This is a genomic window from Streptomyces sp. AC550_RSS872 (assembly GCF_019049285.1).
GTDB lineage: Bacteria > Actinomycetota > Actinomycetes > Streptomycetales > Streptomycetaceae > Streptomyces.
Map to the genome: position 1 here is coordinate 84019 of NZ_JAGMUL010000029.1, position 25560 is coordinate 109578.

The window sequence follows — 25560 nt, forward strand, 5'->3', positions numbered from 1 at the left end:
GCTAACCCCTCATCTCCGCGGCGATGTCGTCGAGTTCCTCCTGGCTCGGCAGCGTCATGTCCGCCGAAGGCTCCACGGCCGCAGGGGGCCCGGCCGCCCGCGCCACAGCGGCCAGCCGGCCCACCGTTCCGGACTCGAAGACGTCCTCGATGCCGATCTCCAAGCCGGCCTCGCGGGCCCGGGTGACCAGGCGCAGCATGGTGACACTGTCCCCGCCCAGGGCGATGAAGCTGTCGTCGGGTCCGACGGACCCGACGCCCAGGATCTCGGCGAACAGCCGTCGCAGCATTTGTGCTTCGGCGGTGTCTTCCTCCGGTACGAGACCTTCTGCGCCCATCAGCGGCTCCCATGCTGTCGACGGATCACGAGGAAGAGACACCCCCGGAACGGCCGTGCCACGAGTTCCAGAGGCCGGTATACGCTCCGCCCGCGGCCACGAGTTCGTCATGGCTGCCGAGTTCGGTGAGACGGCCGTCCTCCATCACCGCTACGCGGTCGGCGTCCTGGGCGGTGTGGAGGCGGTGGGCGACGGCGATGACCGTCCTTCCGTCCAGCACTGCCGCCAGGGTGCGCTCCGTACGCCGCGCGCTGCGCGGGTCGAGCAGCGCCGTCGCTTCGTCGAGGATCAGTGTGTGCGGGTCGGCCAGGAGCACTCGGGCCAGGCTCAGTTGTTGTGCCTGCGCTCCGTCGAGGTGGTGCCCGCCGTCGCCGAGTTCCGTGTCCAGGCCGTCGGGCAGATGCACGGCCCAGTCGCAGCCGACCGCCGCGAGCGCCTCGGCGAGTTCGGCGTCCGTCGCCGTGGGCGCCGCCAGGGACAGGTTGTCACGCAGGGTCCCCATGAACACGTGCTGTTCCTGAGTGACCAGGACGACCTGGCGGCGCAGCAGCTCCGGCGGCAGCGCGGACAGCGAGACCCCGCCGACGCGCACCGACCCGCTGTCCGGCACGTCGATGCCGGCGAGGAGTCTGCTCAAGGTGCTCTTGCCCGCTCCGGACGGCCCCACCAGGACAAGCCGTTCACCGGGCCGTACGGTCAGGTCGACGTCCCGTACGACGTCGTGCGCACCGTCGTAGGAATAGCGCACGCGCGTCAGCTCGATACGGTCGTCGACCGGCTCCACGCCGGGCGCCGTGGGGGCGGTCTCCCCCTGGGCGTCGAGCAGCACGCCGATGCCCTCCACGCGGGCGAACGAGGCCTCGCTGCGCTGCAAAGATTCCAGCCACTGCAAGAGTGTGTCCAGCGGCTGGGAGAGCTGGCGCAGCCACAGGACGGAGGCGGTCAGCGCGCCGAGGCTGACCACGTCGTGCTGGTACAGCACGCCGCCGGCCAGGAGGACGCCGACCACCGGGATGACGTAGGAGACGTCGACGGCCGGGAAGAGGACCGAGCGCAGGTACAACGTCCGCATGCGCGTCCGGTAGCAGGTGTCGATCCGTTCGAGGCAGTGCGCGATCTGCTGTTGTTCCAGCCTGAACGCCTCGATGGTGCGTGTTCCGGCAGCGGCACCGGACAGATGTTCGGCCAGGGCCGAATTGGCCTCCCCCTCCGCCAGATAGGCGGGGTGGGCACGGCGCAGGTACCAGCGCACGGCAACGGCGATCCCGGCGAAACCGACGACCCCGCAGACCCCGAGCAGCGGGCTGGCCAGGAAGACCACGCCGAGGATGAGCGGTACCTGGATCGAGGCGATGAAGACGTCCGGCCCGGCGTCACGCATGGCCGTTCCGACCGCACCGATGTCGGCGGTACCGCGGACCGCCAGGTCGCCGGTGCCGACCCGCTCCACCACGGGGACGGGGAGGGCGAGGATCCGGTCGACGAACCGCTCACGCACGCGGGCCAGTGTGCGTTCGCCGAAGCGATATCCCACCCCGCGCGCGTAGCGGACGAGGAGCAGCTGGGCGAGCGAGGAGGCCAGGATCAGTGCTGCCAGCCGGTCCACCGTGCCGACTCCCGCGCCACCGCGCACCTCGTCGATGATCCGGCCGAGAAGCCACGGCCCGACCAGGCCCGCTCCTACCGCCAGCGCGTTGAGGAGCACCATGGCGACAAAGGCCGTTCGGTCCTGGCGTACGAGTTCGGCGGCAGCACGAAGAATCCGCGGCCGGCCGGCTATGAGAGGTCCTCGGTCCGTTGAGGTCGCCGCGTGGTTCATCGCACGTTCTCCTGTGCCGTGTGGCCGGGAGCGTCGCTCCTGGCGTCGTCGGCAGGCTCGTCAAGGCCCCTGGAGACGAGGCGCCGGTAGTCGGGGTGTGTGGCCAGGAGCCGGCTGTGGGGCCCGGTGGCGGCCAGCCGTCCGTCGACGAGGAAGCAGACGACGTCCGCCCGGTCCAGCAGCAGCGGTGAGGTGGTGGTCACCACTGTCGTACGCCCTTCCCGGTGGGCGTACAGCCGTGCCGCGACGGCCGCCTCGGTGTGCGCATCGACCGCGGAGGTGGGCTCCAGGGCCATCAGCACCTCCGGTGCGGCGAGCAGTGCGCGTGCCAGCCGGACGCGCTGGCGCTGGCCTCCTGAGAGATTGCGCCCCCCTGCCTGGACGAGGGAGTCGTATCCGTCGGGAAGGCCCTGCACGATGTCGCGGGCCATCGCGGAGTCGACCGCGCGGTCCACACGGTCGGGATCCCGCTTCGAGCGACCGCTGACGACGTCGGACAACGTGCCGGGGAACAGGGCGGCCTCGTTCTCGGCGACCAGGATGCGTTCGCGGACCTGGCGCAGCGCGATCCGCGCCAGAGGGACACCGCCCCAGGTGGCGTCCGACTCGGCGAAGCGGCCGAGACGTTCCACCACGGCCACGGAGTCCGCGGAACGCGCGCTGACCAGAGCGGTGAACTGCCCGGGCCTCACCTCCACGCCCGAGGCGGGATCGTGCAGTACGGCGTCCTCCCCGGGGGCGTCGAGTCCGGCTTCGGGATCGGCCGTGTACGGTTCCAGGGCCAGGAAGCGGATGAGCCGACGCCCCGCCACCACGCCGTGGTTCAGGTCGTACGCCCCCTCAATGAAGGACGACACCGGGACCACGAGCACCGCCGCATAGCCGTAGACCGAGACGAGTTCGCCCGCGCTGATGCTGCCCTCGGCGACCAGCCGCGCCGCCACCCACGTCACCGCGGCGAGGAACACGGCGGGCAGTCCGACGCCGAGCGCTTGGACCCAGCTGGTCATGGCACCGACGCGGTAGCCCTCGGCCTGCAACGTCCGCGAGTGGCTGCGGTAGCGCTCGGCGTAGGCGTCCTTGCCCCCGATGCCGTTGAGTACGCGCAGCCCTTCCGTCATGTCGATCAGGCGGGAGGTGAGTCGCCCGGAGTGCTCCCGGTAGGTCCACTCCGCTCCTCGCAGCCGGCCCAGCAGCGGGCCGACCAGGACGACCAGTACCGGCACTCCGAGCAGGACGAGCAAGGCCAGCAGCGGGGAGATGGTGAACAGCAGGACGGCTACGACGGCGTAGGCGACCACGGCGCCGAAGCCCGGGCCGGTGATGGTGAGGACATTCGCGATCAGCGCGATGTCGCCGAAGCCGATGGTGAACACCTCGCCCGACGAGACGCGTCGGGGCAGCATGGCGCCGAGCCGGGTGACGTGCTCCGTCACGATGCGCACGGAACGGAACGCCGCGTCCATGCGGATCCTCGTCATCGTGCGGTGCCGCATGATGGAGAACCAGGCGTTGAGCAGGCCGACGGCCAGTATGGCGCCGCTCCAGTTGACGAGTGCCGTGGTGTCACCGGCGGTCAGTCCGTCGTCGATGGCCCGTGAGAGCAGGTAGGGCGGCAGCATCAGCCCGACCATCCAGCTGCTGCCCAGCAGCGCACCGCACGCCACCCGCTTCGACTGGCTGGCAACCAGCCACCACATGTACCGCAGTGGCCCGCGGATGTCCGGAGTTCCCGGATGCGCCGCGGGGTCGGTCAGAGCGCCGGCCGCACCGGCGGGACGGCCAAGTGGCCGGGCCTGCGCCTTCGTTTCGGTCCTCAACCTCGGTCTTCCCCTTCGATCGAAATCTGCGAATAATGCTTGCCGTTCGATCTACGCACGCCGGCCTCAGTACTGGCGCCGGGGAGAGAGGAGACATCGGCATGACGCGAAGCAAGCGGTGTGTCTGCGTCGACTTCTGACGGTTCAAGGCCCCCGATGTCGCGGCGCGGATCGAGTCGCAGTCCGCGCAGCGACTCGGGGGGATTTTCCGCCAGGGTCATCAGCCCGCCCTCGATCGAGGCGGCCAGGGCCGCCGGCAGGTTGCCGGGCAGGAATTCGGTGCTGCCGCCCACGCCGATGAAGAGCCCGCTCTCCACCGCCGCGACGAGATGGAAGTTGGGGCCGATCCGTTGCTTGGACGTGCGCCAGGCGACGGTGGTCCGCGCGGGAGAGTCGGCCGACGGTTCGCCGTCGCCCTGACCGAGAAAGTTGTAATGGGAGGAGAAGTAGGTCGGGTCCGTCTCCTGGTGCCCGCCCTCGTTCAGCTCGTCCCTGAGGACGTCCACATCGAAACAGCCGTGCAGATAGGCGTTCATACAGGCGTGGTACGTGGTGCGCAGAAACATGTCCGGTGACATGTCGTCGTCGATCCGTATCGGCAGCGGGACGCATTGGTTCAGCGAACTCACCAGCGATGCCCATGGTTCGTGAAGCCGGTTCGCGGTCATGAGCCCCAGCGTGATCCGCTCACGCTGTTTGAGCCTGGCGAGTGCGAGGCCGCCCACGGCGAGCAGTATCGACTGAACCGACACACCGGTGCGCCGCGAGACGGTCTGGGCGGCGCTCAGCCCCTCCCTGCTGTAGATCGTGGCGCGCCGGCGTGTGCTGGTGTCCCCGTGGTGCCGGTCCGCCGGCTCGAAGGAGCCCCAGTTGCGGGCCCAGTGGCTCGCGGCACGCGCGATCTCGGGGTCGGTTCGCTGGGAGAGCGCCAGGTCCACGGGGCTCGCCTGCGGCCCCAGAACGTCTCCGTCGACGAGTCGGCGGAACTGGTGCAACAGGACGTGCAGGGCGCCGTTGTCCGCGGCGATGTGATGGATGACGGTGACCAGGTACAGCGGAATCCCCTGGTGTACCGCCACGAAGGCGCGCCAGGGCGGTCCTTCGTGAATGTCGACCGGCTCCGCCGCCCATTCGGCGGCCACCGCCCTCGTGGCCGCCTCGGTCGCTTCCGCCACTTCGACCGAGGGGACGCGAACCGCGTGAGGCGCGCGGACCACTTGAACAGGCCTGCCGTTGTCCGTGACATACGTGGTGCGCAACGACTCGTGCAGGGCGACCAGGCGCTGCCAGGCGTCCACGACGTGCACCACTTCGGCGCCCGGCGGCACGTCCCATAGACTCACCAGGTTCGCGACCGCCTGGCCGGTGGGTCCGTACGACTCCAGGGAGCGCAGTACGGACAGTTGGCCGCAGGTGACCGGGCCGGTCCGTTCGACGTTCACGAGATGCCTCCTCCGGCCAGGGCTCGGCTCATGGCCTCCAACACCCCCGCCTGCTGGGTGGTCAGGAAGAAATGCCCGCCCTCGAAGACCTGGACGTCGCACGGGCCCGTGGTGAGATCCGCCCACCCCTTGAGGTGCTCCACATCGACCCGTGGGTCCGCGCTGCCCCCGAACACCGTCACAGGGCATGTCAGTGGATCGCTCGGACGGTGGACGTAGCTGGTGAAGAGCGAAAGGTCGGCCCGGAAGGCGGGAAGGACGAACGACAGGAACTCGGGGTTGTCGAGCAGCTCCCGCGGGGTTCCCTCCAGGCGGACCAGTTCCTGGACCAGTTCGGTGTCGGAGAGGTCGGCCGTACCCCGTGTGCGCGACTCGTGGAACTGCGGCGCGCGGCAACCGGAGACGAAGACCCGAAACGGTTCGATCCCCTGTTCGCCGCGCAGCCGACGGCACAGCTCCCAGCAGATGATGGCTCCCATGCTGTGCCCGAAGAAGGCGAAGGGCCGGTCCAGGAAAGGGAGCAGTCCGGGAGCGAGCGCTGTCAGGAGCTCGTCGAGATCATCGACCGGCTGGTCTGGCAAACGGTCCTCGCGGCCCGGGAGCTGGACCGCCAGCGCCTCGACTCCTTCCGGCAGCCCCGGCCCCCAGCCGCGGAAGACCGTGGCGCCGGCTCCCGCGTAGGGAAAGCAGAACAGGCGCGCCTGGGCCGGAGCGGTTCGGCCGGGTACCGGACGTAACCAGGTTCGGCTGTCCTGCCGGGGAAATGACTGCATGTGATGTTCCGTTCTCACAAGGCCAAGGACGGAGTCGAACGAGCCCCGGAGACAGCGAACTGTCCGAGCAGGATCTGCTGAATCTGTGTGGTGCCCTCGATGATCTCCATCACCTTGGCGTCCCGGTAGTGCCGCTGTACGGGCGACTCGGCACCGGAGCGGAACAACCGGTGATTTTCTTGCTGTCCCGGGGTGAGATGGTTCAGCATCATAAGAGCGCCTCTGTGTTCCGTGCGCGACCGGTCAAGTTGGCCAGCACCACCTGGTCCGCCGAAATTCGCTGCTCCCTCGCCTCGACGCGGAGCGCGGCGATGGTCGCCGCAGCCGAATAGCAGACGTCCGCCCCCTCGATTTCCAGGAGCATCCTTCGAGCTTCCTCCATCCCCCGCTGGCTTACGGACACAATGCTGCCCCCGGTGGCGTGCGCGATGTCTCGCATATACGGGTAGCTCGCCCGTCCGTCCCCCAGCAGGATGGCTCGCGCGAGGCCTCTGGGGCGACTTATGACATCGTGGTCGGTGAGTTCGGTGCGCCCGTCCTGCCAGGCTTTCGCCATGGGGGCGCACGTGTCCTGCTGCACCATCAAAAAGCGAGGCATCGAGCCGATCCTGCCGGTGGCGAGATACTCCTTCGCCCCCTTGCGAGCGGCCATCATCCCCATTCCGCTGCTGATGGCCTGCACGATGACATCCGGTTCTTGCGGCATGGTGTCGAACGCTTCCAAGTAGGCGATTTTCACCCCTTCTCTGCGCGCCCAGTTGAAGAACCCTCCCTCCCAGGCGATCTCGCGCTCCGCGGCGAACTTCTGGGCCTCTCGACTGGCATCCGAGTAGCCGCCGACCACCGTGTTCAGGGAAATCTGATCACCGGGTTCGAGCTGGTGGTCCGCCGTGAAGTCGCTCCCGCAGAAGAAGTGCGCGCGCATCGACTGGTCCCGCAGCACGGCCCGGGCCAGCGCCGTCGCACTGTTGCCGGTGCTCGACGCCACCCACTCCTTGATCCCGAACTGGCGGAACACAGCGAGGACCACCGAGGCGAGCCGATCTTTCGTGGTACCCGTCGGCTGCCGCGACTCGTCCTTCAACCACAGACGGGGCAACCCGATCGCCGCACCCAGCTCAGGCGCCGGCCGACAAGGAGTGCGGACACTCAGACCAGAATCCAGGAAGCCGGGCGCGACGACCGGCAGAAAGTCCAAATACGCAATCTCTGGCTGATCACTGTCCCTGAGACGTGCATTCCTCAGGTCAATACTGCACTCCAAGGCTCCCATACATTCTGGACATCTATGTCTAAATTCCGGCCCACATCGCCAGCCACAACAAACGCACGTGAGGTGAAATTTCGACGACAGATCCGCACCGACGCCTAAGGCATGTAACCGCACTTCCCTTTCGCCTCCTTCCTTTTCCGCTCCGCACCATACATGCCGTCGGGCCGCCGACACAGACCTCGCATCATTCTGAATAGGCAGGGCTGCACGGCGCGGACACGAGCAATACCCCCTGCTCCTCTGCCAACTTTGCCAGCATGTCAGCGCCCTCGATGTTCAGCGTCATTGACTTCTCCGAGTAGACATGCTTTCCAGCAAATAGCATGCTCTGGGTCACATCGACGTGGCTTCCAGGATTCGCGACATTGACCACGGCTCGACGGATTGATCGGCCAGGAGCGCCGCCATTTCGGGATAGCCGGCACGCCGTGGTAGCGGGTGCAGACCTCTTACCTGTCAGCATTGTGGTCAAAAACTCCGAGTCCCCGTAAGTCTGTCCCGTAACGGCTGGTCATGGGTGAGATGATCTCGAGTGACTGGTGTAATCACAGCGTCGGAGCCGTCCGGACACGTCTGTTCTCCGGGCTCGGCCCGCGCTGCTTCAGCAGGTTGGTGACCGCGGTGCGCGGCGAGACCGCGGGTGACGGACACCAGGAGTGACCGTGAAGCCTTTCAGTGCAGGAATGCATCCTGCTGGTCGCAGCATGCGCGCGCACGAACTTGATGGTGCACCAGCACACTCTCTGGTCGGCGCCTCGAAGTCGTCGGCCGGCCGAACCGTCGACCATCTCGGACTGCTACTCGCGCGCCAGCCGTGCCAGCGGCTCCGCCAGGGCGCCGTGATCATCATGGACGACACCCTGGTGCCCACCCGGGACCGCTCGCTTGCCGAGTAGTGGACGAACTACCGCTATTCCACGGCGCATCAGATGGTCGTCGACGCCTGAAGGCGCATGGTCACAGGGCTTGGCCGGCCGCCGCCCGGCAACCAGCAGGGCTCCTGCGGCCCAATCGGCGCCAGGGAGACGGTGGCCACACCATGACCATCGCCGACAGCGGCTACCAGGGCACCGGACTCGTAGTCGCGCACCGCCGAAGGAACGAAGTTCAGAAAATCCCGGCCTGGAAAGAGGAACATGACCACTCCGACAAGAGAGATCGCGCCCGTACATCTGGAGTCCCTGTTGAGCACCCCGCTCAACAGCAGGGAGCCCGGTGGATTCTCGAAACTACGCAATTAGGTTTGGAGCGAATAGAAGACAAGATGGCAGAACTTCATGGCAGAACTTCGCCAAGGGGCACCTCACAGAAGAGAGGTTGTTCGTGATCTCGTCGACAAGTCTTCGAAGCGCTTCGACTGGAAGGCTGGCACGACACCGAACAGGAGTCAATAGATAGCTAGTGCTGGGCTCCTCATTGGATGTACACGTATCGGCGTCGTAGTTCGCGGGCGGCGGGGCTGGCCGGCCCCAGGTCCAGGGCCGAACGCGGGCGTTGAGCTGCCGTGTGGCCAGGGCGGTTGCGGAGGATGCGCCACCAGCCGGGGGTGGTCCTCCAGCCAGGTCCGGGTGGACAGGCTGTTGTGGGAGGACAGATTGTCGGTGACGATCCCAGAACTCGCCGGTCGGGTTGGCGTCCTCGACCTGCTGGAGGAACTGCTGGCAGAAGACGCTGCTTCGGGACGACGCGGTCATGGTGATCTGCTGGCCGTCCCGCACGCGCAAGGCTCCGTAGACCCAGGTCTTCTGCGGGCCGCGGCTGTAGTCGATCTCGGACTTGATCCGGTGCCCGCCCGGTGACCAGCCCGGTGCAGACGGGAAGGCGCGCGGGATCACCGGCCCCAGCTCGTCGGCGCAGATGACCGTCACGCCCTCGGGCGGCTGGGCGTACAGGCCGATGATCCGCGTCCTTTTCCCACGAAGTCCAGGTCCTTCGAGCCGGTCCAGGAACGGGTACGGCGCCAGCGCACGCCCTCGGCCAGCAGGATCCTGCGGACCTGGGAGCGGCCGACCTCAATGCCCAACTGCCGGGCCCGGGCGGCCAACGAGTCCCGCGTCCACTCAGCCGGCCCGGGCTGGTCCGCAGCCCACAGGTCGCCGCCGGGCTGGACCTCCAGCCTTCCGGGCGGCACCTGTTTGACCAGGGCGATGATCCGGGACCGCTCGGCTTCGGTGATCCGCCGCTTACGTCCCTGCCCGCCCAGATCCTCCAGCCCATGCAGCCCGGAGTGGTTGAAACGGTGCAGCCAACGCCGCTCCGTCTTCCGGCCCCATCCCAGCTCGTCCGCGATAGCGGGCACCCGCAGGCCGGCCCAGCTCAGCTCGACCATCCGGGCCCGCAGCACCGCGCCCCGGGGCGCCTTGCGCGCCCGCGACAGCCGGCGCACCACTGCCCGCTCATCCTCATCACCGCCTGGCCGTGCTCGTGACACCAACGCCCAGCACCCGCCCCCGAGCACCCGAACCACCCCGCCACCAGCACATACACCCAGTAAAGAGGAATCCAGCACTAGTACTGCAACGGTGGTTGGCGTGACTGATGGCCAGGTCGGCCGGTTCCGCGTTCTGCGATGCGAAAGAAGCTTCGCTGGGGTTGACGCTCGAGGGGGACGGGTGTCATGGTCACGTAGTCCTCGAAGCGCTTCGACTACTCCATCTCCAAGGCATGGTTTAGAAGTGGATCAAGGTCATCCCGTGATCGCTCCTCGTAGTTCGTGGAAATTCGACAGACGCGCAGTGGGCGGCGCTGGAGTCATCGCCGCCGTAAGGCGGCAAGCCCGGTCCGCAACCGGTATGCAGCAAGCGGCAGTTGGTCACCGCCAAATAATTCCGCCACCAGTAACGTGACGGTCCTTGGCCCAGAACCCCGGCCCCTCCACCAGTCCGAAAGCCCGCGCGAATACGCAGAGGCTGATCACCTGAAACTCGCCCGCAGGAAACAGCCTGGTGACGCTTGCACCGAGCCCGAGCAACCACAGACTCGGACGCCGCAGGCTGGGCTGATCGCGAAGATCCATCTGGTAGTCAATCAGGAGCAGGGACGGGCGCCGGTGTTGATGCCGCCGGCAGCCCGGTGCTCGCCGACGTTGCAAATCGGTCTGGCCACCGCAGCATTCCCGCGCGAAGCACCACGCGGCAGAGCGCGGTGCCGACGCCGACGCCACAGCGCGGGCCCGACCCCCACAACAAACCCTTCGTCACCTAAAGGTCGGCTGCCCTCCTCAGCCGCTGAGAATGACGATTCCCAATGATTCAAAGCACCCGGAGGACTGTTCGGAGTACTGGCATCGGCCGGTCAACGAACCGCTGACGTTGGCGCCACTGCCCGGACATGCCGTCAGGAAGGAGTTCGGGAAAGTCAGCAAGTGTGAAGAGCCGCCCCGTCCGCATGGCCAGTTTTTCCCTGGGCTCGCCCCAGTTCGGCAACGGGAATGACACGGGCGTCGCTCATTCGACGCATAGCCACAACACTGGGGGTACAGGTGTCAGAAATAGGATTTCGGCCTCTCACGCCGATCATCGGCGCGGAGGTGGCAGGCGTCGATCTCGCTGTCGATCTGCGGCCGGCCACCGTGGCATGCCTGCGCGAGGGCCTGCTCCGCCACAAGGTCCTCGTTTTCCGCGATCAGCCGATGGACGACGCGCGCCAGGTAGCACTCACCGACGCCTTCGGTGGCGCCACCGCCGCCCACCCCGTCACAAACGGTCTGCCCGACGCTCCTGCCGTGTTGCGCACCGTACTGTCGGAGGATCGCCCCGGTCTGGCCGCGTCGGAGGCCGGCCCTGGCTTTCCGCTGGGCGCGACCGCTCCGAGGCGTATCCGCACCGAGTGGCATGTCGACAGCACATTCGTGGCCAATCCCAATGCCATCACCATCCTGCGCGGCGTGGAGATTCCCCCGGCAGGCGGCGACACACTCTTCGCCGACCTGGAAGCCCTCTACAGCGGCCTGTCGTCTTCGCTCCGGGGATACCTCGACACCTTGCAGGCCATACACTCCCGACACGATCCCTCGCCGTCGCCCCGCTTCGACGGCAAGCCGGCCGGCCCCTTCGTCGCTCTCCATCCTCTGGTGCGGGTCCATCCCGAGACCGGGGTGCGGAGCCTGCTCGTCAGCACCATGTTTCTGCAGGCGATTCGCGGTCTCAACTCCCGCGAAAGCACCGCCCTGCTGGATTTCCTCCTGGACGAACTCGCCGGGCGCGACGAGATTCATGCCCGGGTTCGCTGGGAGCAGGACACTCTCGTCATGTGGGACAACCGTGCCGTGGCACACGCCGGGCCGGTGGACGGCCTCATGTTCAAGGAGGAGCGAATCGTCCATCGCACCACGGTCGTGGGCGACCTGCCCTGCGGGCCCAACGGCTTCGTCTCCAAGGCTCTCAAGGGAGGATTGTTCGAAGCACTGGCCATGGCTGAGCGAATAGCCTGAACATCACATGCTGGCCGAATTTTTTGGGCACGCCAACGCCGTCTACTCGTGGAGGCCTGGATTCGAGGCAGGCCGCGGGGGCAGGAGACCGGGTCTTGAAGCCACCCATCCAGCGTAAATAGCATCTTCCAATTCGGCAGGCCACGAGCACAGGAAGGGCCCAGGAAGACAGAATGTCAAACGACCTGTCAGACGACTTGATGTCGGTGATTTCCGAAGTATTCGCCCCCCGTGAAGTCTCGCTCGACGACACTTTTGACAGCCTCGAGGCCACCTCCGTGTCGCTGCTTCGTCTGATGGTCTCCATCCGGAGCAGTTTTAATGTCACTCTGGACGTCGTCGATATGTTCACTGTGGACAACATCGGTGATCTGGTTCAGCTCGTGGAAGAGCGCATGGCCCAGGACGGAATCGCTACGACGTGACCTCTTCACCCACAGCAGAATCAGGCTCAGGTAGTCAGCGAGCGGGCGCTGCTCAAGTGTTTTCGCCGCACGGCCTTGAGCCGCCGTACCTGGATGCCGAAACCAGTGACGCCCGTTCCCCGGGCGCGTGGTGGCAGCAGCGGATCAAGCCGGGGGATCGCGGAGGGCGCTGACCGGCGTGCGGCGGGGCGTGGAGCGATGGCGTGGGCAGTGGCGTGGTCACGGTCCTCTCGGTCATGGCTGCCAGGATCAGCGCGGCACATCGCCCGCGGTGAAGCCTGCTCGGCCGTTCCATGCCCTGACACCCCCGCGCGCCACGACCTGGGGTCCGCCTGCTCGTCCGATATCACGAATTCAAGTTCAGAGCAGCCACTGCCTACCCACCTAGGGGGAAACCGTGACCGCGCGCCCAGACACCAAGTACTTCCTGTCGAGCTACATTTCTCCGCTGGACAGTCTGTCCGTCATAGCGACACGCCATGACCAGAATATTGCGTTGTGGCGCTGTTGCGACTCGCGAGTCGAACTGGTCCGGGTGTGGGAACTCGAGCGTATCAGCGGGCAGAAGCACCACTACTGGCCTCTCTTCACCACAGACCGGTACAACCAGGTGCTGGCCGAGCTGCTCGCGGCCGAGGGGCTGTCCCTGGATGATGTGAGCGCATCATGGGGTACGCCCGGCCTGCCCCATCACTCCGAACTTCAACTGCCTGCCGGCAGCGAGGACTTTCCGGTCCACAGCCTTGCCCACCTCTACAGCGGCCTGCTTCTCGACTCCGACGTGTTCCGGAGTGAGACCATCGTCGGACTGGCGGTTGACGGCCGGCCCGACTTCGGCCTCGACCAGGCGAGCAAGAAGTACTGGTACGCGGGCTGTGTGTCCAACAGGGGTAACGTCAACTTCACTCCCGTCGAGTCACCGGCCCCCATCTACGACGCCGCGTCAGCCATGTTCTCCAAAGAGCCCGGCACCCTGATGGCGCTGGCATCGGCCTGCCCCACTGAAATTGCCTTCGACACCGAGACGGCAGTGCATAAGCTGGAGCTGTTCGGAGGCCGACGTATACCACTCGTCGAGACGCTTCCGTTTGTTCAAGCCGCCATAGGGGCGGCTGAGTCCCAACTGCCGTCTCTGGAACTGGACGGCCGCTTCACCGCGCAGGAACACCTTCAGTCCGCGGTCATGAAGATTGTCCAGACGGCTTGCGAGCTCGTCATGCTGCGAAACATCGACCGGCTGCTCAGCTCGGGAGGCGTGGACCCACGTGAGGCATATCTTTCCTTGAGCGGAGGATTCGCCCTCAACTGCCCGACCAACTCCTTCCTCCTGCGCCACTATGGCTTCAAGGGACTTCTCACCCCTCCCAGCGCCAACGACTCCGGGCAGTCCCTCGGGATCGGCCTCCTGGGATTCCTTGGAACGGGCCAACTCCCTGACGGTGACTTTCATCTCAGGACTCCCTATTACGGTTCCCCACTCACCGATCTCGAGAGCGCTTTGCAACACTTCGACAGTTTCGTCGAAGACGTCCAGGACTTCACGGACGACCAGTTCGTCGAGGATCTCATCCGTGGACCCATGGTATGGGCAGACGGGGAGGCCGAAATCGGCCCGAGAGCGTTGGGGCATCGAAGCATCCTCGCCGATCCTCGTTCCCTCCGGTCGAAAGACCTGCTGAACGAGTGGAAGACCCGACAGTGGTGGCGCCCCGTCGCTCCGATTGTTCTGGAGGAGTACGCCGGCGAATGGTTCGAGGATTCCTGGCCCTCGCCCTACATGCTCGAGACGACGTACGTCCGTGAGGACAAGCGCGATCTGGTGCCCGCCATTCTTCACCTCGACGCTTCGGCTCGGCGTCAGACCCTGGCCCCCGGGACCAACCCCCTGCTTTACCGTGCGATAGAGGCGTTCCGGCTGAACACGGGGATTCCCATAGTGTGCAACACCTCTCTGAACGAGAAGGGCGAACCGATAGTCGACACAGCGGAACAGGCCCTGAGCTTCGCCATACGCAAGGGCATCGCCATCGCCTATATCGCTGGCCGCCGGGTGCAGTTGCGCACGGACATCCGCGCTCAGGACCTGGTCCCCGCACACCGGCACGCTCGCCGGAAGAACCTCTTCGCGGGCCAGGAGAAAGCGCGTGACACGATCTGGGACTCCTGGCTCGAGTCGGGCTACAGCACCGCGGCCATGGTCCTGTTGTCACGCTCTCCCGAACTGCGCGATCAGAATCTGGCGACGCCTGCGATGGTCAACCAGCTGGCCGAGGTCGCGAGCTCCCGGGACGAGAGCGGCACACTGGCCGTCGCCGCGGCGAAACACTCCCGAATGTTCGGACCGACTGCCGAATTCGACCCCGGCTCCCCCGAGGGGGCGATGTTCTGAACTCTCAGCGGGTGCACTGACGGCATACGACATGCTCCACCTCGCCGGGTTCCTGCACCAAGCGATCCGCACAGTCGTGGCCTCCGGCAGGACAGGTGACGTGTGTCCTCGCCCCCACCTTCTCAAGGCAGCCTCATGACACTCCCCCACTCCCCAACGCCAGCGGCCGACCCGGAAGATGGCGGGCGCCTCGCCGAGCTGTCCGGCGTGCTGCGGCAGTTGGTTCAGGCCGGTGGCGTGATGCTCCCGGCGGCGGCCTACGCCTTCTGCCTGGTGCTGCTGTACCGGTACGGCGGGCAGTCCGCGCTCGTGGTCGGGGTGTCCAACGGTGCCGGGGTGACCACCCCGGTCCGAGCCGAGGTGGGCGGGAGTTTCCGGGCCCTGGTCCGGCTGGCGGGTGCCAGGCCGGCGGAGGCCGAGCAGGCCCGTAGCGACACGCCCATGCGCCCCTGGCCGGGCTTCTCCTGCCGGTCCGCACCACGTTGTCTTCAGCCTCCGAGCCGCATCGGCCGCGTCCCGTGGCCTCCAGGAGACCCCCACCTGGATCGGGCCTCCGTGCCGCGCCCACGCGCGCGGCCGGTACAGCACCGCAGCAGACCTCCACGGCGGGGCGGCGCCCAGCCGCGCCCCGCCGTGGGAAAGGCCAACTCCGCACCCGACCCCGCGAGGCAGCTTCACACATGACGCCCACGCCCTCACCACCGCCTGGATTACCGCCGATGTCCCCCGAGCACACCGGACAGTCCTTGTCACACGTAGTCTTAGCCGCACGTCTCACGGGTGAGCTGGATCTCGGAGGTTTCGACACGGCCCTGCGCGCCGCGATGGACCGTCACCTGGCGCACCCGGCACGGCTCAGCACCATCGACGGACGACCTGCGCAGATTCCGGCGACTGACTGCTGGGTGGCGCTGGCACGTCATGATCTGAGAGGGCTCGGCGACTCGGCCCGGGCACAGCGTCTCGGCACGCTGACCGAGCAGACCCTGGCCGAACCCCTCGATCTCAGCGAGGGGCCACTGGCCCGCGGCCTGCTGATCCGCTGTACCGAGGACGAGCACGAAGTAGTGCTGGTCTTGCACCGACTCGCTGCCGATCCCGCCTCGGCCGCACGCCTCCTGCAGGCAGCACTGCTCCCCGACGCGACGGCGGACAACGGCGCCGATCCCGCTCTGCGCGCTTCGGCCCGGTTGCCGGAGCCCCTCCCTCTCGGCACCGGCGTCGACGGTCCGCCGCCTTCGTGGCCGGGGAAGCCCCGGCCCGGGCCCACTGAACTCCCCCTGGACCGGCCCAGGCCCACCGAGCGTGATCTGACCGCCGACGCGGTGCCGTTCGGGGTCTCCGCCGACACCACGGCAGGACTGCGCCGACTGGCGCGGGAGTGCGGTGGCAGCCTCGCGACGGTGACGCTCGCCCTGTATGTGGTGCTCCTGCACCGGTACGGCCAGTCCGCTCCGGTGGTCGACGTGACGGCGCCCGGCCGGCCCGGGCGGGAGGCCACGACGGTGAGGGGCCTCGAACAGATCGTGCCCGTCTCCTTCGAGGTGACCGGCGAGCTGAGCTTCCGGCAGTTGGTCCGGACGGTGGCACGCGCCACGGCGGGGGCGTGCGAGAGCGTGGCGGCCGACCCGTGCGAAGGGCCGGCGGGCTCGCCCGACACCGGCTCCTCGCCACGCTGGCCGGCGTTCTCCCACCGCCGTGCCGCTCGCCTGTCCGCCCCGGCGGGGCTCACCTGTGAAGTCCTCCCCGTCCACGACCGTCGCATCGCCGGGGACATCGCCCTGCGTCTGTCGGGCGAGGAGGAGGGGCTGAGCGGACACCTTCTGGTCGCGCGCGACGTCTTCGACGAGGGCACCGCGCGCCGGGCGGTCGCCCACTATCTGCGTCTGGCGGACGGCGCCGCCGCCGACCCCGACATGCCGGTGCGCTCTCTCCCCCTGCTGACCGCCGGGGAGGAGGAGACGATCAGGTCGTGGAACCGCAGCACGACCAAAGTGCCGGACCTGACGTTCCCGCAGGTGTTCGAGGCCTGGGTGGCGCGCAGCCCGGCTGCGCCGGCGGTCAGGGCCGAGGACGTGTGTCTCAGCTACGAGGAACTCAACAAGCGTGCCAATCAGTTGTCCTCGCTCCTCGATGAACACGGGGTGGGACCCGAGGCGACCGTCGGGCTCTGTCTGGAACGCGGTGCCGAGCTGGCCGTCGCGGTCCTCGGGGTCCTCAAGGCCGGCGGAACGTATGTACCGGTGGATCCCAACGACCCCCCGGCACGGCAGGAGGCCGTCCTCGACGACGCCGGTGCCCGGATCGTCGTGACGCATTCCGGCGGGTTGCCGCCGGGATCCGGCGACGGGCGGCACGTCGTCGAGCTCGACGGCGACTGGACCGTGCTGGACGGACGCCCGGCGCACAACCCGCCGGCCGGACGGCAGCAGCCGTCGGGCGCCGCTTATCTGCTGTACACCTCCGGGTCCACCGGCCGCCCCAAAGGGGTGGTGATCGAGCACCGGCAGCTGATGAGCTACGTCTGCGCGGCCACCGAGCGACTGAGGATCGAGGAGCCGCTCAGCTTCGCGATGGTTCAGCCGTTGACCGTGGACTCCAGTGTCACCTCTTTCGCGCTCCCCCTGTGCACCGGCGGGGAGATACACATGATCACGCGCGAACGCGCCTTGGACGCCGGCAAGTTCGCCGAGTGGTGCCGGCAATGGCCCGTCGACTGCCTGAAGATCGCCCCGTCGCATCTGCGTGCTCTGCATGCCTCCGCGCACTTCACCGCGCTGCTGCCCCGGCGGCTCCTCGTCGTCGGCGGTGAGGCGTCCGAGTGGAGATGGCTGCGGGAGCTGCAACGACTGGCCCCCCATTGCAGGGTCTTCAACCACTACGGTCCGACGGAGACGACCGTGGGCGTGCTGACGCTGGCCGTCTCCGATCACCCGGACGCCGAATGGGCCACCGCCCCGATCGGGGTCCCCCTGCCCAACACCCAGGCCCATGTGGTCGACGGCACCGGCGGACCGGTGCCGTTCGGGGTCGCCGGGGAACTCCTCATCGGTGGCGGGAACGTCGGCCGCGGATACCATCGCGCGGACGACCTCACCGCCGCGTCCTTCGTCCCCGACGCCCTCGGGGGACGACCCGGCAGCCGTCTGTACCGCACCGGCGACATCGTGCGGCGGCTGCCCGACGGCATCATCGAGTTCCTCGGCCGCCGCGACGACCAGATCAAGATCCGCGGTTTACGCGTGGCGCTCGGCGAGATCGACGCCGCGCTCACCAGCTGCGCCGCAGTCCGGCAGGCCGTGACCGTCGTCAGGGAGGACCCTCCCGGGGACCGGCGGATCGTCTCCTACGTCGAGTGCGTCGAGGAATACCCAGGGCCGGGCGGCACCCCGGCACTCGACGTGGACGCCGTGGAGCGGCATCTCAGGGACCGGCTGCCGCCGCACATGATGCCGCAGGCACTGGTGCCGCTGGCGAAGCTGCCGCTGTCCAAGCACGGCAAGGTCGACCGCCGGCAGCTGCCGCCTCCCCCCGCCCGGCCCGCGCCGTCCGCGCCCACCCCCGCGAGGAACAGGCTGGAACAAAGCGTCCTGGAGGCCTGGCAGGGGATCTTCCCGAACGACGAGGTGGGAACGGAACAGAACTTCTTCGACCTCGGTGGCCACTCCCTGCTTCTCGTCGAGCTTCAGCACCGGCTACGGCAGACCACGGGCAAGGACATAGGCCTGCTCGACCTGTTCCAGCACACCACCGTGCGCGCCCAGGCCGAGTTCTTCGCGCGGCGGCGAGAGCCCTCGGCCGCTCCTTCGGCCAGACGCGAGGAAGCGCAGCGCAACGCCCTCCTGAAACGCCGCCAACAACAGCTTCGAGTCAAGCGAGGCCAGCATGAGTGAGGACGTCTTCCAGTCCCCCGAGGGTGCCGAGGACAGCCTGGACATCGCGGTCGTCGGCATGGCGGGCCGGTTCCCCGGCGCCGACACGGTAGAGGTCTACTGGAGCAACCTGCGGGCCGGCGTCTGCTCGGTCACCCGGTTCGACGACGCCGAACTGTCCGCCCGTGGGGTCGACACGGGCACCTTGCGCCACCCCGACTTCGTCAGGCACGGCTATGTGCTGGAGGGTGCCCGCACCTTCGACGCGACGTTCTTCGGCTACTCGCCGCGCGAGGCGGAACTCATGGATCCGCAGCACCGGGTCATGCTGGAGTGCGCCTGGGCGGCCATGGAGAGTTCCGGCCACGACCCCGGGCGGTACGAGGGTGCGATCGGGGTCTTCGCGGGCGCCGGGCACAACACCTACCAGCTCCACAACATCGCCACCCAGCCCCGTGCCGCCGAACTGCTGGGCGAGAAGCAGGTGGTGATCGGCAACCGCTCCGACTACCTGAGCAGCCGAATCTCCTACAAGCTCGGGCTGGAGGGCCCGAGCGTCAACGTCCAGTCGGCCTGCTCGACATCACTCGTCGCCGTCGCCGAGGCGTGCCAGTCGCTGCTCGCCTACCAGTGCGACATGGCCCTCGCCGGCGGCGTCGCGGTCGACGACACACGGCGCAACGGCTACCTCTACCGCCCGGACGGCATGCTCTCTCCGGACGGTTACTGCCGTACGTTCGACGCACGGGCCCAGGGCACGGTCGGAGGCGACGGCGTCGGGATGGTCGTCCTGAAACGTCTCAAGGACGCGATCGCCGACAACGACCACATCCATGCGGTGATCAAGGGGAGCGCCGTGAACAACGACGGCGCCAGAAGGGCCGGATTCAGCGCGCCGAGCGCTCGCGCCCAGTCCGACGCCATCCTCACCGCGCTGGCCGACGCGGATGTCGCGCCGGAGACGATCGGGTACATCGAGCTCCACGGCACGGCCACCCCCCTCGGGGACCCCATCGAGTACCAGGCGCTCGCCGCCGTGTTCGACGGGGTCCCCGCCGGCACCTGCGCGGTGGGGTCGGTGAAGACCAACATCGGGCATCTCGACTCCGCGGCGGGTGTCGCGGGGTTGATCAAGGCAGTGCTTGCGGTCGAGCACGGTCAGATACCCCCGTCGCTTCACTACGAGACCCCGAACCAGCGGATCGACCTGGAAGCCGGCCCGTTCTACGTCAACACCGAGCTGATCCCGTGGCCGCAGCGGGAAGGCCCACGCCGGGCCGGGGTCAGTTCCTTCGGGCTCGGCGGTACCAACGCCCATGTCGTGCTGGAGCAGGCTTTGCGGCCCCGGCCGCCCGCCGAGGAGGCCGACAACGGCGCCGAGCACCTGCTCGTGTGGTCCGCGAAGAGCGCGGAGGCGCTGGAGTCGGCCACCGACCTGCTCCACGACCACCTGCGCACCCACCCCGAACACTCCTTGGCCGAGGTCGCGTTCACTCTCAGGGAGGGCCGCAAGCACTTCCCCCATCGGCGGATGCTGGTGAGCACGAGCAGGCAGGACGCCCTGGACGCCCTTGCCGCCCGTGACGACGGCCGGCTCCTGACCGCCGTAGCCCCCGCTCTTCCGGACCGCCCGGTGGCCTTCGTGATCGCGGGGTTCGGCAGTCAGTTCCCCGGCATGGCCCGCGAACTCCACGATCGGGAACCCGTGTTCCGGGCGGCGCTCGACCGGTGCGCGCACCTCCTCGATCCCCTGCTCGGCCAGGACATCCGCCCGTCGCTCCTCGATCACTCCGCGCCACCGGGGGCGGCCGCCGGGCGGCCGCAGGGCGATCTGCGCGGCCTTCTGCAACAGCCCGAGCTCAGCGAGCACCCGCTCGACCAGCCTCTGCTCGGCTATCCGGCGGTGTTCGCCCTGGAGTACGCCCTGACCGAGCTCTGGGCCCATTGGGGCGTCATGCCCGATGCCATGATCGGCCACAGCCTCGGCGAGTACGTCGCGGCGTGCGTCGCCGGTGTCTTCTCCCTCCCCGATGCCCTGCGCCTCGTGGTGGAACGCGCGCGTCTGATCATGCGGCAGCCCGAGGGCGCGATGCTCGCCGTGCCGCTGAGCGAGGACGCCGTGGCCCGCTACACGGACGACGAGGTGTGCGTCGCCGCGGTCAACGGCCATCGCACCTGTGTGCTGTCCGGCACGGTGCGGGGCATAGAGCGCGTCAGCGGCGGACTGGCCGCGGAGGGCATCGTCTCCCGCCGTCTGCCCACCCGGTTCGCCTTCCACTCCCCGCTGATGGACGCCGCGGTCGAGCCCTACGGGGAGGTGGTCCGCTCGGTACGGCTGAACCGTCCGGCCACACCGTTCGTGTCCGGCCTGACCGGCACCTGGATCACCGACGAGGAAGCCACCAGCCCCGACTACTGGGCACACCACATGCGGCGCACCGTCCGCTTCGCCGACGGCATCGCGACGATCTGGTCCATACCGGACGTCGCCGTCGTCGAAGTCGGCCCCGCTCCCGCCCACACCTCGGACGTCCTCCAGCATCCGGCTGCCGCGACATCCGCCGACCGGGTGGTGATCCCCTCGTTGCCGAGGGCGCTGCACGGGGAGAGTGATCGCGCGTCACTGCTCAGCGCCGCGGGACGGCTCTGGCTCGCCGGCCGCCGTCACCCGTTCCCGCCCTCCCCGTCGGCCAGGCGCGTTCCCCTGCCCACCTACCCCTTCGAACGCCGGACCTACTGGCTGGAACCCGGCTCCCGGGAGTCCGGTGACGACACCGCGCGGCAACGGCACGGCTCCTTGTCCCAGTGGTTCTACGGCCAGTCCTGGCACCGGCTCCCCGCCACTGCCCCGGCCGCCGAAGGGGACCTCGCGGCCCAGCGGTGGCTGATCTTCGTGGACGGCGCCGGTGTCGGTCGCGGTCTCGCGGCCCGTCTGCGGGAACTCGGTGCGAGCGTCCGCTCGGTGACCTCCGGTGGTGAGTGGGGCGACAGCGGCGACGGCGAGTACGTTCTCGATCCCGCGCAGGTCTCCCATTTCACCAAGCTGGCCGCGGCTCTGCGCGCCCAGGGCGGTATCCCGGAACGCGTCGTCCACTGCTGGAGCGTCGGGGACGACGCGCACCGCGCGGTGGAACCCGGTGATGTCCAGAGCCTGCTGCGGCGTGCCTTCGACAGCCTGGTCCACTGGGCCCAGGCCACGGAGACGGAACTGATGGCGGAGGCCCAGCGCTGGGACGTGGTGTCCACCGAGGTGCACTCGGTCGTGGGCGACGAGGAACTCTGCCCGCCCAAGGCCGCGGCCCTGGGTGCCTGCAAGGTTCTGGCGCAGGAGTACCCGTCGCTCGACTGCGTCCACCTGGACCTGCGCCTGGACGGCGCGCGAGATCCCGCGGCCGTGGCCGGACACCTGCTGGGCGAATTGGCCCGGCCGGCCGCCGACCGCGTACTCGCCCTGCGCGGAAGCCACTGCTGGCGGCCCGCGTACGTCACGACGCCGCTTGCCTCCCGTACGGCCTCGCCGGTCAGGAAGGACGGGGTGTACCTGATCACTGGCGGCCTGGGCAGGATCGGCCTGGTCGTGGCGCGTGCCCTCGCCGAGCGCGACCGCGTGCGGCTGGTCCTGCTCGGCAGGACGGGACTGCCGCCCAGGGAAACCTGGGACGAGGAGCATCATCCGGCAGCCGTCAGGGACTCGATCCGTGCGGTGCGCGCGGTGGAGGAACTCGGCTCCCGGGTGATGGTGGTCTCCGCCGACGTCACCGATCCGGCGGCCATGATGCAGGCCAAGCAACGGATTCTTGAGGAGTTCGGCCCCGTCAACGGGGTCGTCCACTGCGCCGGAACCACCGGGTCGGCCGCGCACCGGGCCGTCTCCGAACTGGGCCCCGAGGAGAGCCTGTGGCACTTCGGCCCGAAGCTCTACGGCACTCAGGTCCTGCACGAGGTGCTCCAGGATCAGCAGTTGGACATCGCGATCATCTGCTCGTCCATCGCCGCGCTGCTCGGCGGGCTGGGTTTCGCGGCCTACACCGGGGCCAACGCCGCCCTGGACGCGTTCGCCCAGCTGCGTCATGGCCCGGGCCGGCCATGGACGAGTGTCGACTGGGAGGCCTGGTTCTTCTCCGATGACCGGGACCGCACCGAACTGGGCGTTGCGGTAAGGGAGTTGGCCTTGACTCCGGACGAAGGCCGCCAGGTCTTCGACGCCCTGCTCGACGCCGTGCCGCAGCCCCAGGTGATCGTCTCCACCGGTGATCTGCACTGGCGCCACGCGTTGTGGTCGGCGCCCGTGGCGGACGCCCCCGCCACGACGGTCCGCCGGCATGAACGCCCCAATCTCCGCAACCCCTTCGTCGCACCGGTCAGTGCGACGGAATGCCGGATAGCGGAGATCTGGCAGGAGACCCTCGGCGTCGAGAGCGTCGGGGTGAACGACAACTTCTTCGAACTCGGGGGGAGTTCGCTGCTGGGTCTCCAGGTCGTACACCGGCTGCGGCAGGACCTGGGCGCGTCCGTGCCGCTGACCGTCGTCTACGTGGGGCCGACCGTGCGCACACTCAGCGCCCTGGTCGACGGTGTCAGGGAGGAAGGATGAAGGGCCTCGACGGCGGTGTGGCGATCGTCGGGATGGCGGGGCGCTTTCCCGGTGCCGCGAATCTGGACGAGTACTGGCGCAACCTGCGCGACGGTGTCGAGTCGATCGTCGCTCTGACCGACGAGGAACTCACCGCGGCGGGAGTACCACCGGAAACCTTCAACCGGCCCGACTTCGTCAAGGCCGGACCACGCTTCCAGGACGCCGGCCTCTTCGACGCCGAGTTCTTCGGATACACCGCCCGCGAAGCCCAGCTCATGGACCCCCAGCACCGCCTCTTCCTGGAGACCGCCTGGCAGGCACTGGAGAACGCCGGCTACGACTCCGCACAGTACGACGGCACCATCGGCGTCTACGCCGGCGCCGGAACGAACCGGTACGTACAGCGTGTCTACGCTCGGCACGACCTCGCTGAGACGGTGGGCCTCACCCAGATCCTGCTCGGCAACGAACTGGGGTTTCTCGCCACCCGGGTGTCCTACAAGCTGGGGCTGACAGGACCCAGTGTCTCCCTGCGCACAGCGTGTTCGACGTCGCTGGTCGCCGTGCACACCGCCTGCCGGAGCCTGGCGGCCGGCGACTGCGACATGGCGCTGTCCGGCGGCGTCCATGTCGATCCGGCTCAGGGGGCTGGTTATCTCCATCAGGAGGGTTCGTTCCTCTCACCGGACGGCCATGTCCGTCCGTTCGACGCGCAGGCGCGCGGGACGGTCTTCGGCAGCGGTGTGGGGGTGGTCGTGCTGAAGCGGCTGGAGGACGCCCTCGCCGACGGGGACACCATCCACGCCGTCATCAAGGGCTCCGCCGTGAACAACGACGGGTCCATCAAGGTCGGGTTCACCGCTCCCAGCGTGTCGGGGCAGGCCGAGGCCATCGGCGCGGCCCTCGCGGACGCCGGTCTCACGCCGGAAGACATCGGATACGTGGAGGCGCACGGCACAGGGACGTCGTTGGGAGATCCGATCGAGGTTCAGGCGTTGGAGCAGGCGTTCGGCGGACGAGGCGACTGCGTCCTGGGCACCGTCAAGGGAAACATCGGACACCTCGACGCCGCAGCAGGCATCGCCGGCCTCATCAAAACCGTCCTCGCCCTCAAACACCACCTCCTGCCCTCCACCCTCAACCACCACACCCCCAACCCCGACACCAACCTCCACCAGACCCCCTTCCACATCACCACCAACCCCACCCCCTGGCCACCCACCACCACACCACGCCGAGCCGGCATCAGCGCCTTCGGCTTCGGCGGCACCAACGCCCACCTCATCATCGAAGAACCACCCACCACCCCCGACACCACACCCATCTCCGACACCTACACCGACACAGACACAGACACCGACACCGACACCGACACCGACACCGACACCACTGACATCCCCCACACCTCCCGCATCCCTGACCTCCCCCACACCCTCATCCTCTCCGCCCGCACCCCCCAAGCCCTCGAACAAGCAACAGACAACCTCGCCCACCACCTGCGCACCCACCAACCCAACCTCACCCACACCGCCTACACCCTCGCCCACGGCCGCCACGCCTTCCCCTACCGCCGCACCGTCACCGGCACCACCCCCGACACCATCGCCACCGCCCTCGAAACCCGCGACCCCCACCACACCACCACCCACCACACCCCCTACGACACACCACCCCTCGTCTTCCTCTACACCGGCCAAGGCTCCCAACACCCCCACATGGCCCACGGCCTCTACCAACACCACCCCGCCTTCCGCCACGCCATCGACGAATGCACCACCCACCTCACCCCCCTCATCCACACCGACATCCGCGACATCCTCTGGAACAACAACCACACCCACCTCCTCAACCAAACCCAATGGGCCCAACCCGCCCTCTTCACCCTCCAATACGCCCTCACCCAACTCTGGAAACACTGGGGCATCACCCCCCACACCCTCATCGGCCACAGCCTCGGCGAATGGACCGCCGCCACCACCGCCGGCATCTTCACCCTCCCCGACGCCCTCTCCCTCATCACCCTCCGCGCCCGCCTCATGCAAAACCAACCCCCCGGCACCATGCTCCACGTCCTCGCCGACCGCGACAGCGTCCAAGCCGCCCTCCCCCCACACACCTCCCTCGCCGCCCACAACGGCCCCCACGACTGCGTCATCTCCGGCCCACCCCACGCCATCCACCAATTCACCACCCACGCCCACCAACGCGGCTGGACCACCCACACCCTCAACACCCACCACGCCTTCCACTCCCCCCTCATGGACCCCCTCCTCGACGAATTCACCAACGCCGTCGCCAACACCCCCAAAACACCCCCCACCACCCCCCTCATCTCCAACACCACCGGCAAACCCCTCACCCCCCAACAAGCCACCATCCCCCACTACTGGGCCCAACACATC

18 protein-coding genes are annotated in these 25560 nt (G+C 68.2%); 8 read left to right on the forward strand and 10 right to left on the reverse strand.

What is annotated here, in order from left to right; translation table 11 throughout:
- Position 1: 1 nt before the first annotated feature.
- The 8 genes from KUM44_RS15425 to KUM44_RS47560 form a co-directional block, all read right to left on the reverse strand.
- Complete coding sequence (locus KUM44_RS15425) at positions 2–337, reverse strand: phosphopantetheine-binding protein (RefSeq protein ID WP_254389558.1); 336 nt, start codon at positions 335–337, stop codon at positions 2–4.
- Between the two features lie 25 nt (positions 338–362).
- Positions 363–2156 (reverse strand): ABC transporter ATP-binding protein, encoded by a 1794-nt coding sequence (locus tag KUM44_RS15430; protein WP_217208443.1) that lies wholly within the window; start codon positions 2154–2156, stop codon positions 363–365.
- Positions 2153–3913: an ABC transporter transmembrane domain-containing protein gene (locus KUM44_RS15435; RefSeq protein ID WP_374202042.1), complete on the reverse strand. Its 1761-nt coding sequence runs from the start codon at positions 3911–3913 to the stop codon at positions 2153–2155. The genes KUM44_RS15430 and KUM44_RS15435 overlap by 4 nt, the downstream gene beginning before the upstream one ends.
- Positions 3914–3972: 59 nt before the next feature.
- Complete coding sequence (locus KUM44_RS15440; protein WP_217208444.1) at positions 3973–5418, reverse strand: condensation domain-containing protein; 1446 nt, start codon at positions 5416–5418, stop codon at positions 3973–3975.
- On the reverse strand, positions 5415–6191 hold the full coding sequence (locus tag KUM44_RS15445; protein ID WP_217208445.1) for a thioesterase II family protein: 777 nt from the start codon (positions 6189–6191) through the stop codon (positions 5415–5417). Before KUM44_RS15445 ends, KUM44_RS15440 begins: the two co-directional genes overlap by 4 nt.
- 14 nt (positions 6192–6205) lie before the next feature.
- Entirely contained in the window at positions 6206–6358 is a 153-nt protein-coding gene (locus KUM44_RS15450; protein WP_254389571.1) for an acyl-CoA dehydrogenase family protein, read from the reverse strand.
- Between the two features lie 41 nt (positions 6359–6399).
- Positions 6400–7389: a pyridoxal-phosphate dependent enzyme gene (locus KUM44_RS15455; RefSeq protein WP_217208447.1), complete on the reverse strand. Its 990-nt coding sequence runs from the start codon at positions 7387–7389 to the stop codon at positions 6400–6402.
- Positions 7390–7648: 259 nt separating this feature from the next.
- Positions 7649–7927 carry a Gfo/Idh/MocA family oxidoreductase gene (locus KUM44_RS47560; RefSeq protein WP_374202041.1) on the reverse strand — a complete coding sequence of 93 codons (279 nt, stop codon included), beginning with the start codon at positions 7925–7927 and terminating at the stop codon, positions 7649–7651.
- Between the two features lie 199 nt (positions 7928–8126).
- Between KUM44_RS47560 and KUM44_RS15465 the strand changes: the two genes are divergently transcribed.
- Entirely contained in the window at positions 8127–8360 is a 234-nt protein-coding gene (locus KUM44_RS15465) for a hypothetical protein (protein WP_217208449.1), read from the forward strand.
- Between the two features lie 29 nt (positions 8361–8389).
- Here KUM44_RS15465 and KUM44_RS15470 read toward each other — a convergent pair whose 3' ends face one another.
- Both KUM44_RS15470 and KUM44_RS15475 read right to left on the reverse strand, forming a co-directional pair.
- A complete protein-coding gene (locus KUM44_RS15470; protein WP_217208450.1) occupies positions 8390–8602 on the reverse strand; it encodes a hypothetical protein in 213 nt (70 codons plus the stop codon).
- Positions 8603–9328: 726 nt separating this feature from the next.
- A complete protein-coding gene (locus KUM44_RS15475; protein WP_308402620.1) occupies positions 9329–9853 on the reverse strand; it encodes a helix-turn-helix domain-containing protein in 525 nt (174 codons plus the stop codon).
- Between the two features lie 1092 nt (positions 9854–10945).
- Between KUM44_RS15475 and KUM44_RS15480 the strand changes: the two genes are divergently transcribed.
- From KUM44_RS15480 to KUM44_RS15510, 7 genes are all read left to right on the forward strand, one after another.
- Complete coding sequence (locus KUM44_RS15480; RefSeq protein ID WP_217208451.1) at positions 10946–11896, forward strand: TauD/TfdA family dioxygenase; 951 nt, start codon at positions 10946–10948, stop codon at positions 11894–11896.
- Positions 11897–12069: 173 nt separating this feature from the next.
- Positions 12070–12321 carry an acyl carrier protein gene (locus tag KUM44_RS15485; protein WP_217208452.1) on the forward strand — a complete coding sequence of 84 codons (252 nt, stop codon included), beginning with the start codon at positions 12070–12072 and terminating at the stop codon, positions 12319–12321.
- A gap of 397 nt (positions 12322–12718) precedes the next feature.
- Complete coding sequence (locus KUM44_RS47175) at positions 12719–14710, forward strand: nodulation protein NodU (protein WP_217208453.1); 1992 nt, start codon at positions 12719–12721, stop codon at positions 14708–14710.
- A gap of 135 nt (positions 14711–14845) precedes the next feature.
- Positions 14846–15394, forward strand: coding sequence for a hypothetical protein (locus tag KUM44_RS15495; protein WP_217208454.1), 549 nt, complete (start codon positions 14846–14848; stop codon positions 15392–15394).
- A 62-nt stretch (positions 15395–15456) separates the two neighbouring features.
- Positions 15457–18603, forward strand: a complete 3147-nt coding sequence (locus KUM44_RS15500; RefSeq protein WP_217208455.1) for a non-ribosomal peptide synthetase — start codon at positions 15457–15459, stop codon at positions 18601–18603.
- Positions 18596–23176 (forward strand): type I polyketide synthase, encoded by a 4581-nt coding sequence (locus tag KUM44_RS15505; RefSeq protein WP_217208456.1) that lies wholly within the window; start codon positions 18596–18598, stop codon positions 23174–23176. The genes KUM44_RS15500 and KUM44_RS15505 overlap by 8 nt, the downstream gene beginning before the upstream one ends.
- On the forward strand, positions 23173–25560 hold a 2388-nt coding region (locus tag KUM44_RS15510), incomplete at its 3' end, for a type I polyketide synthase (protein WP_217208457.1). The genes KUM44_RS15505 and KUM44_RS15510, both read left to right, overlap by 4 nt.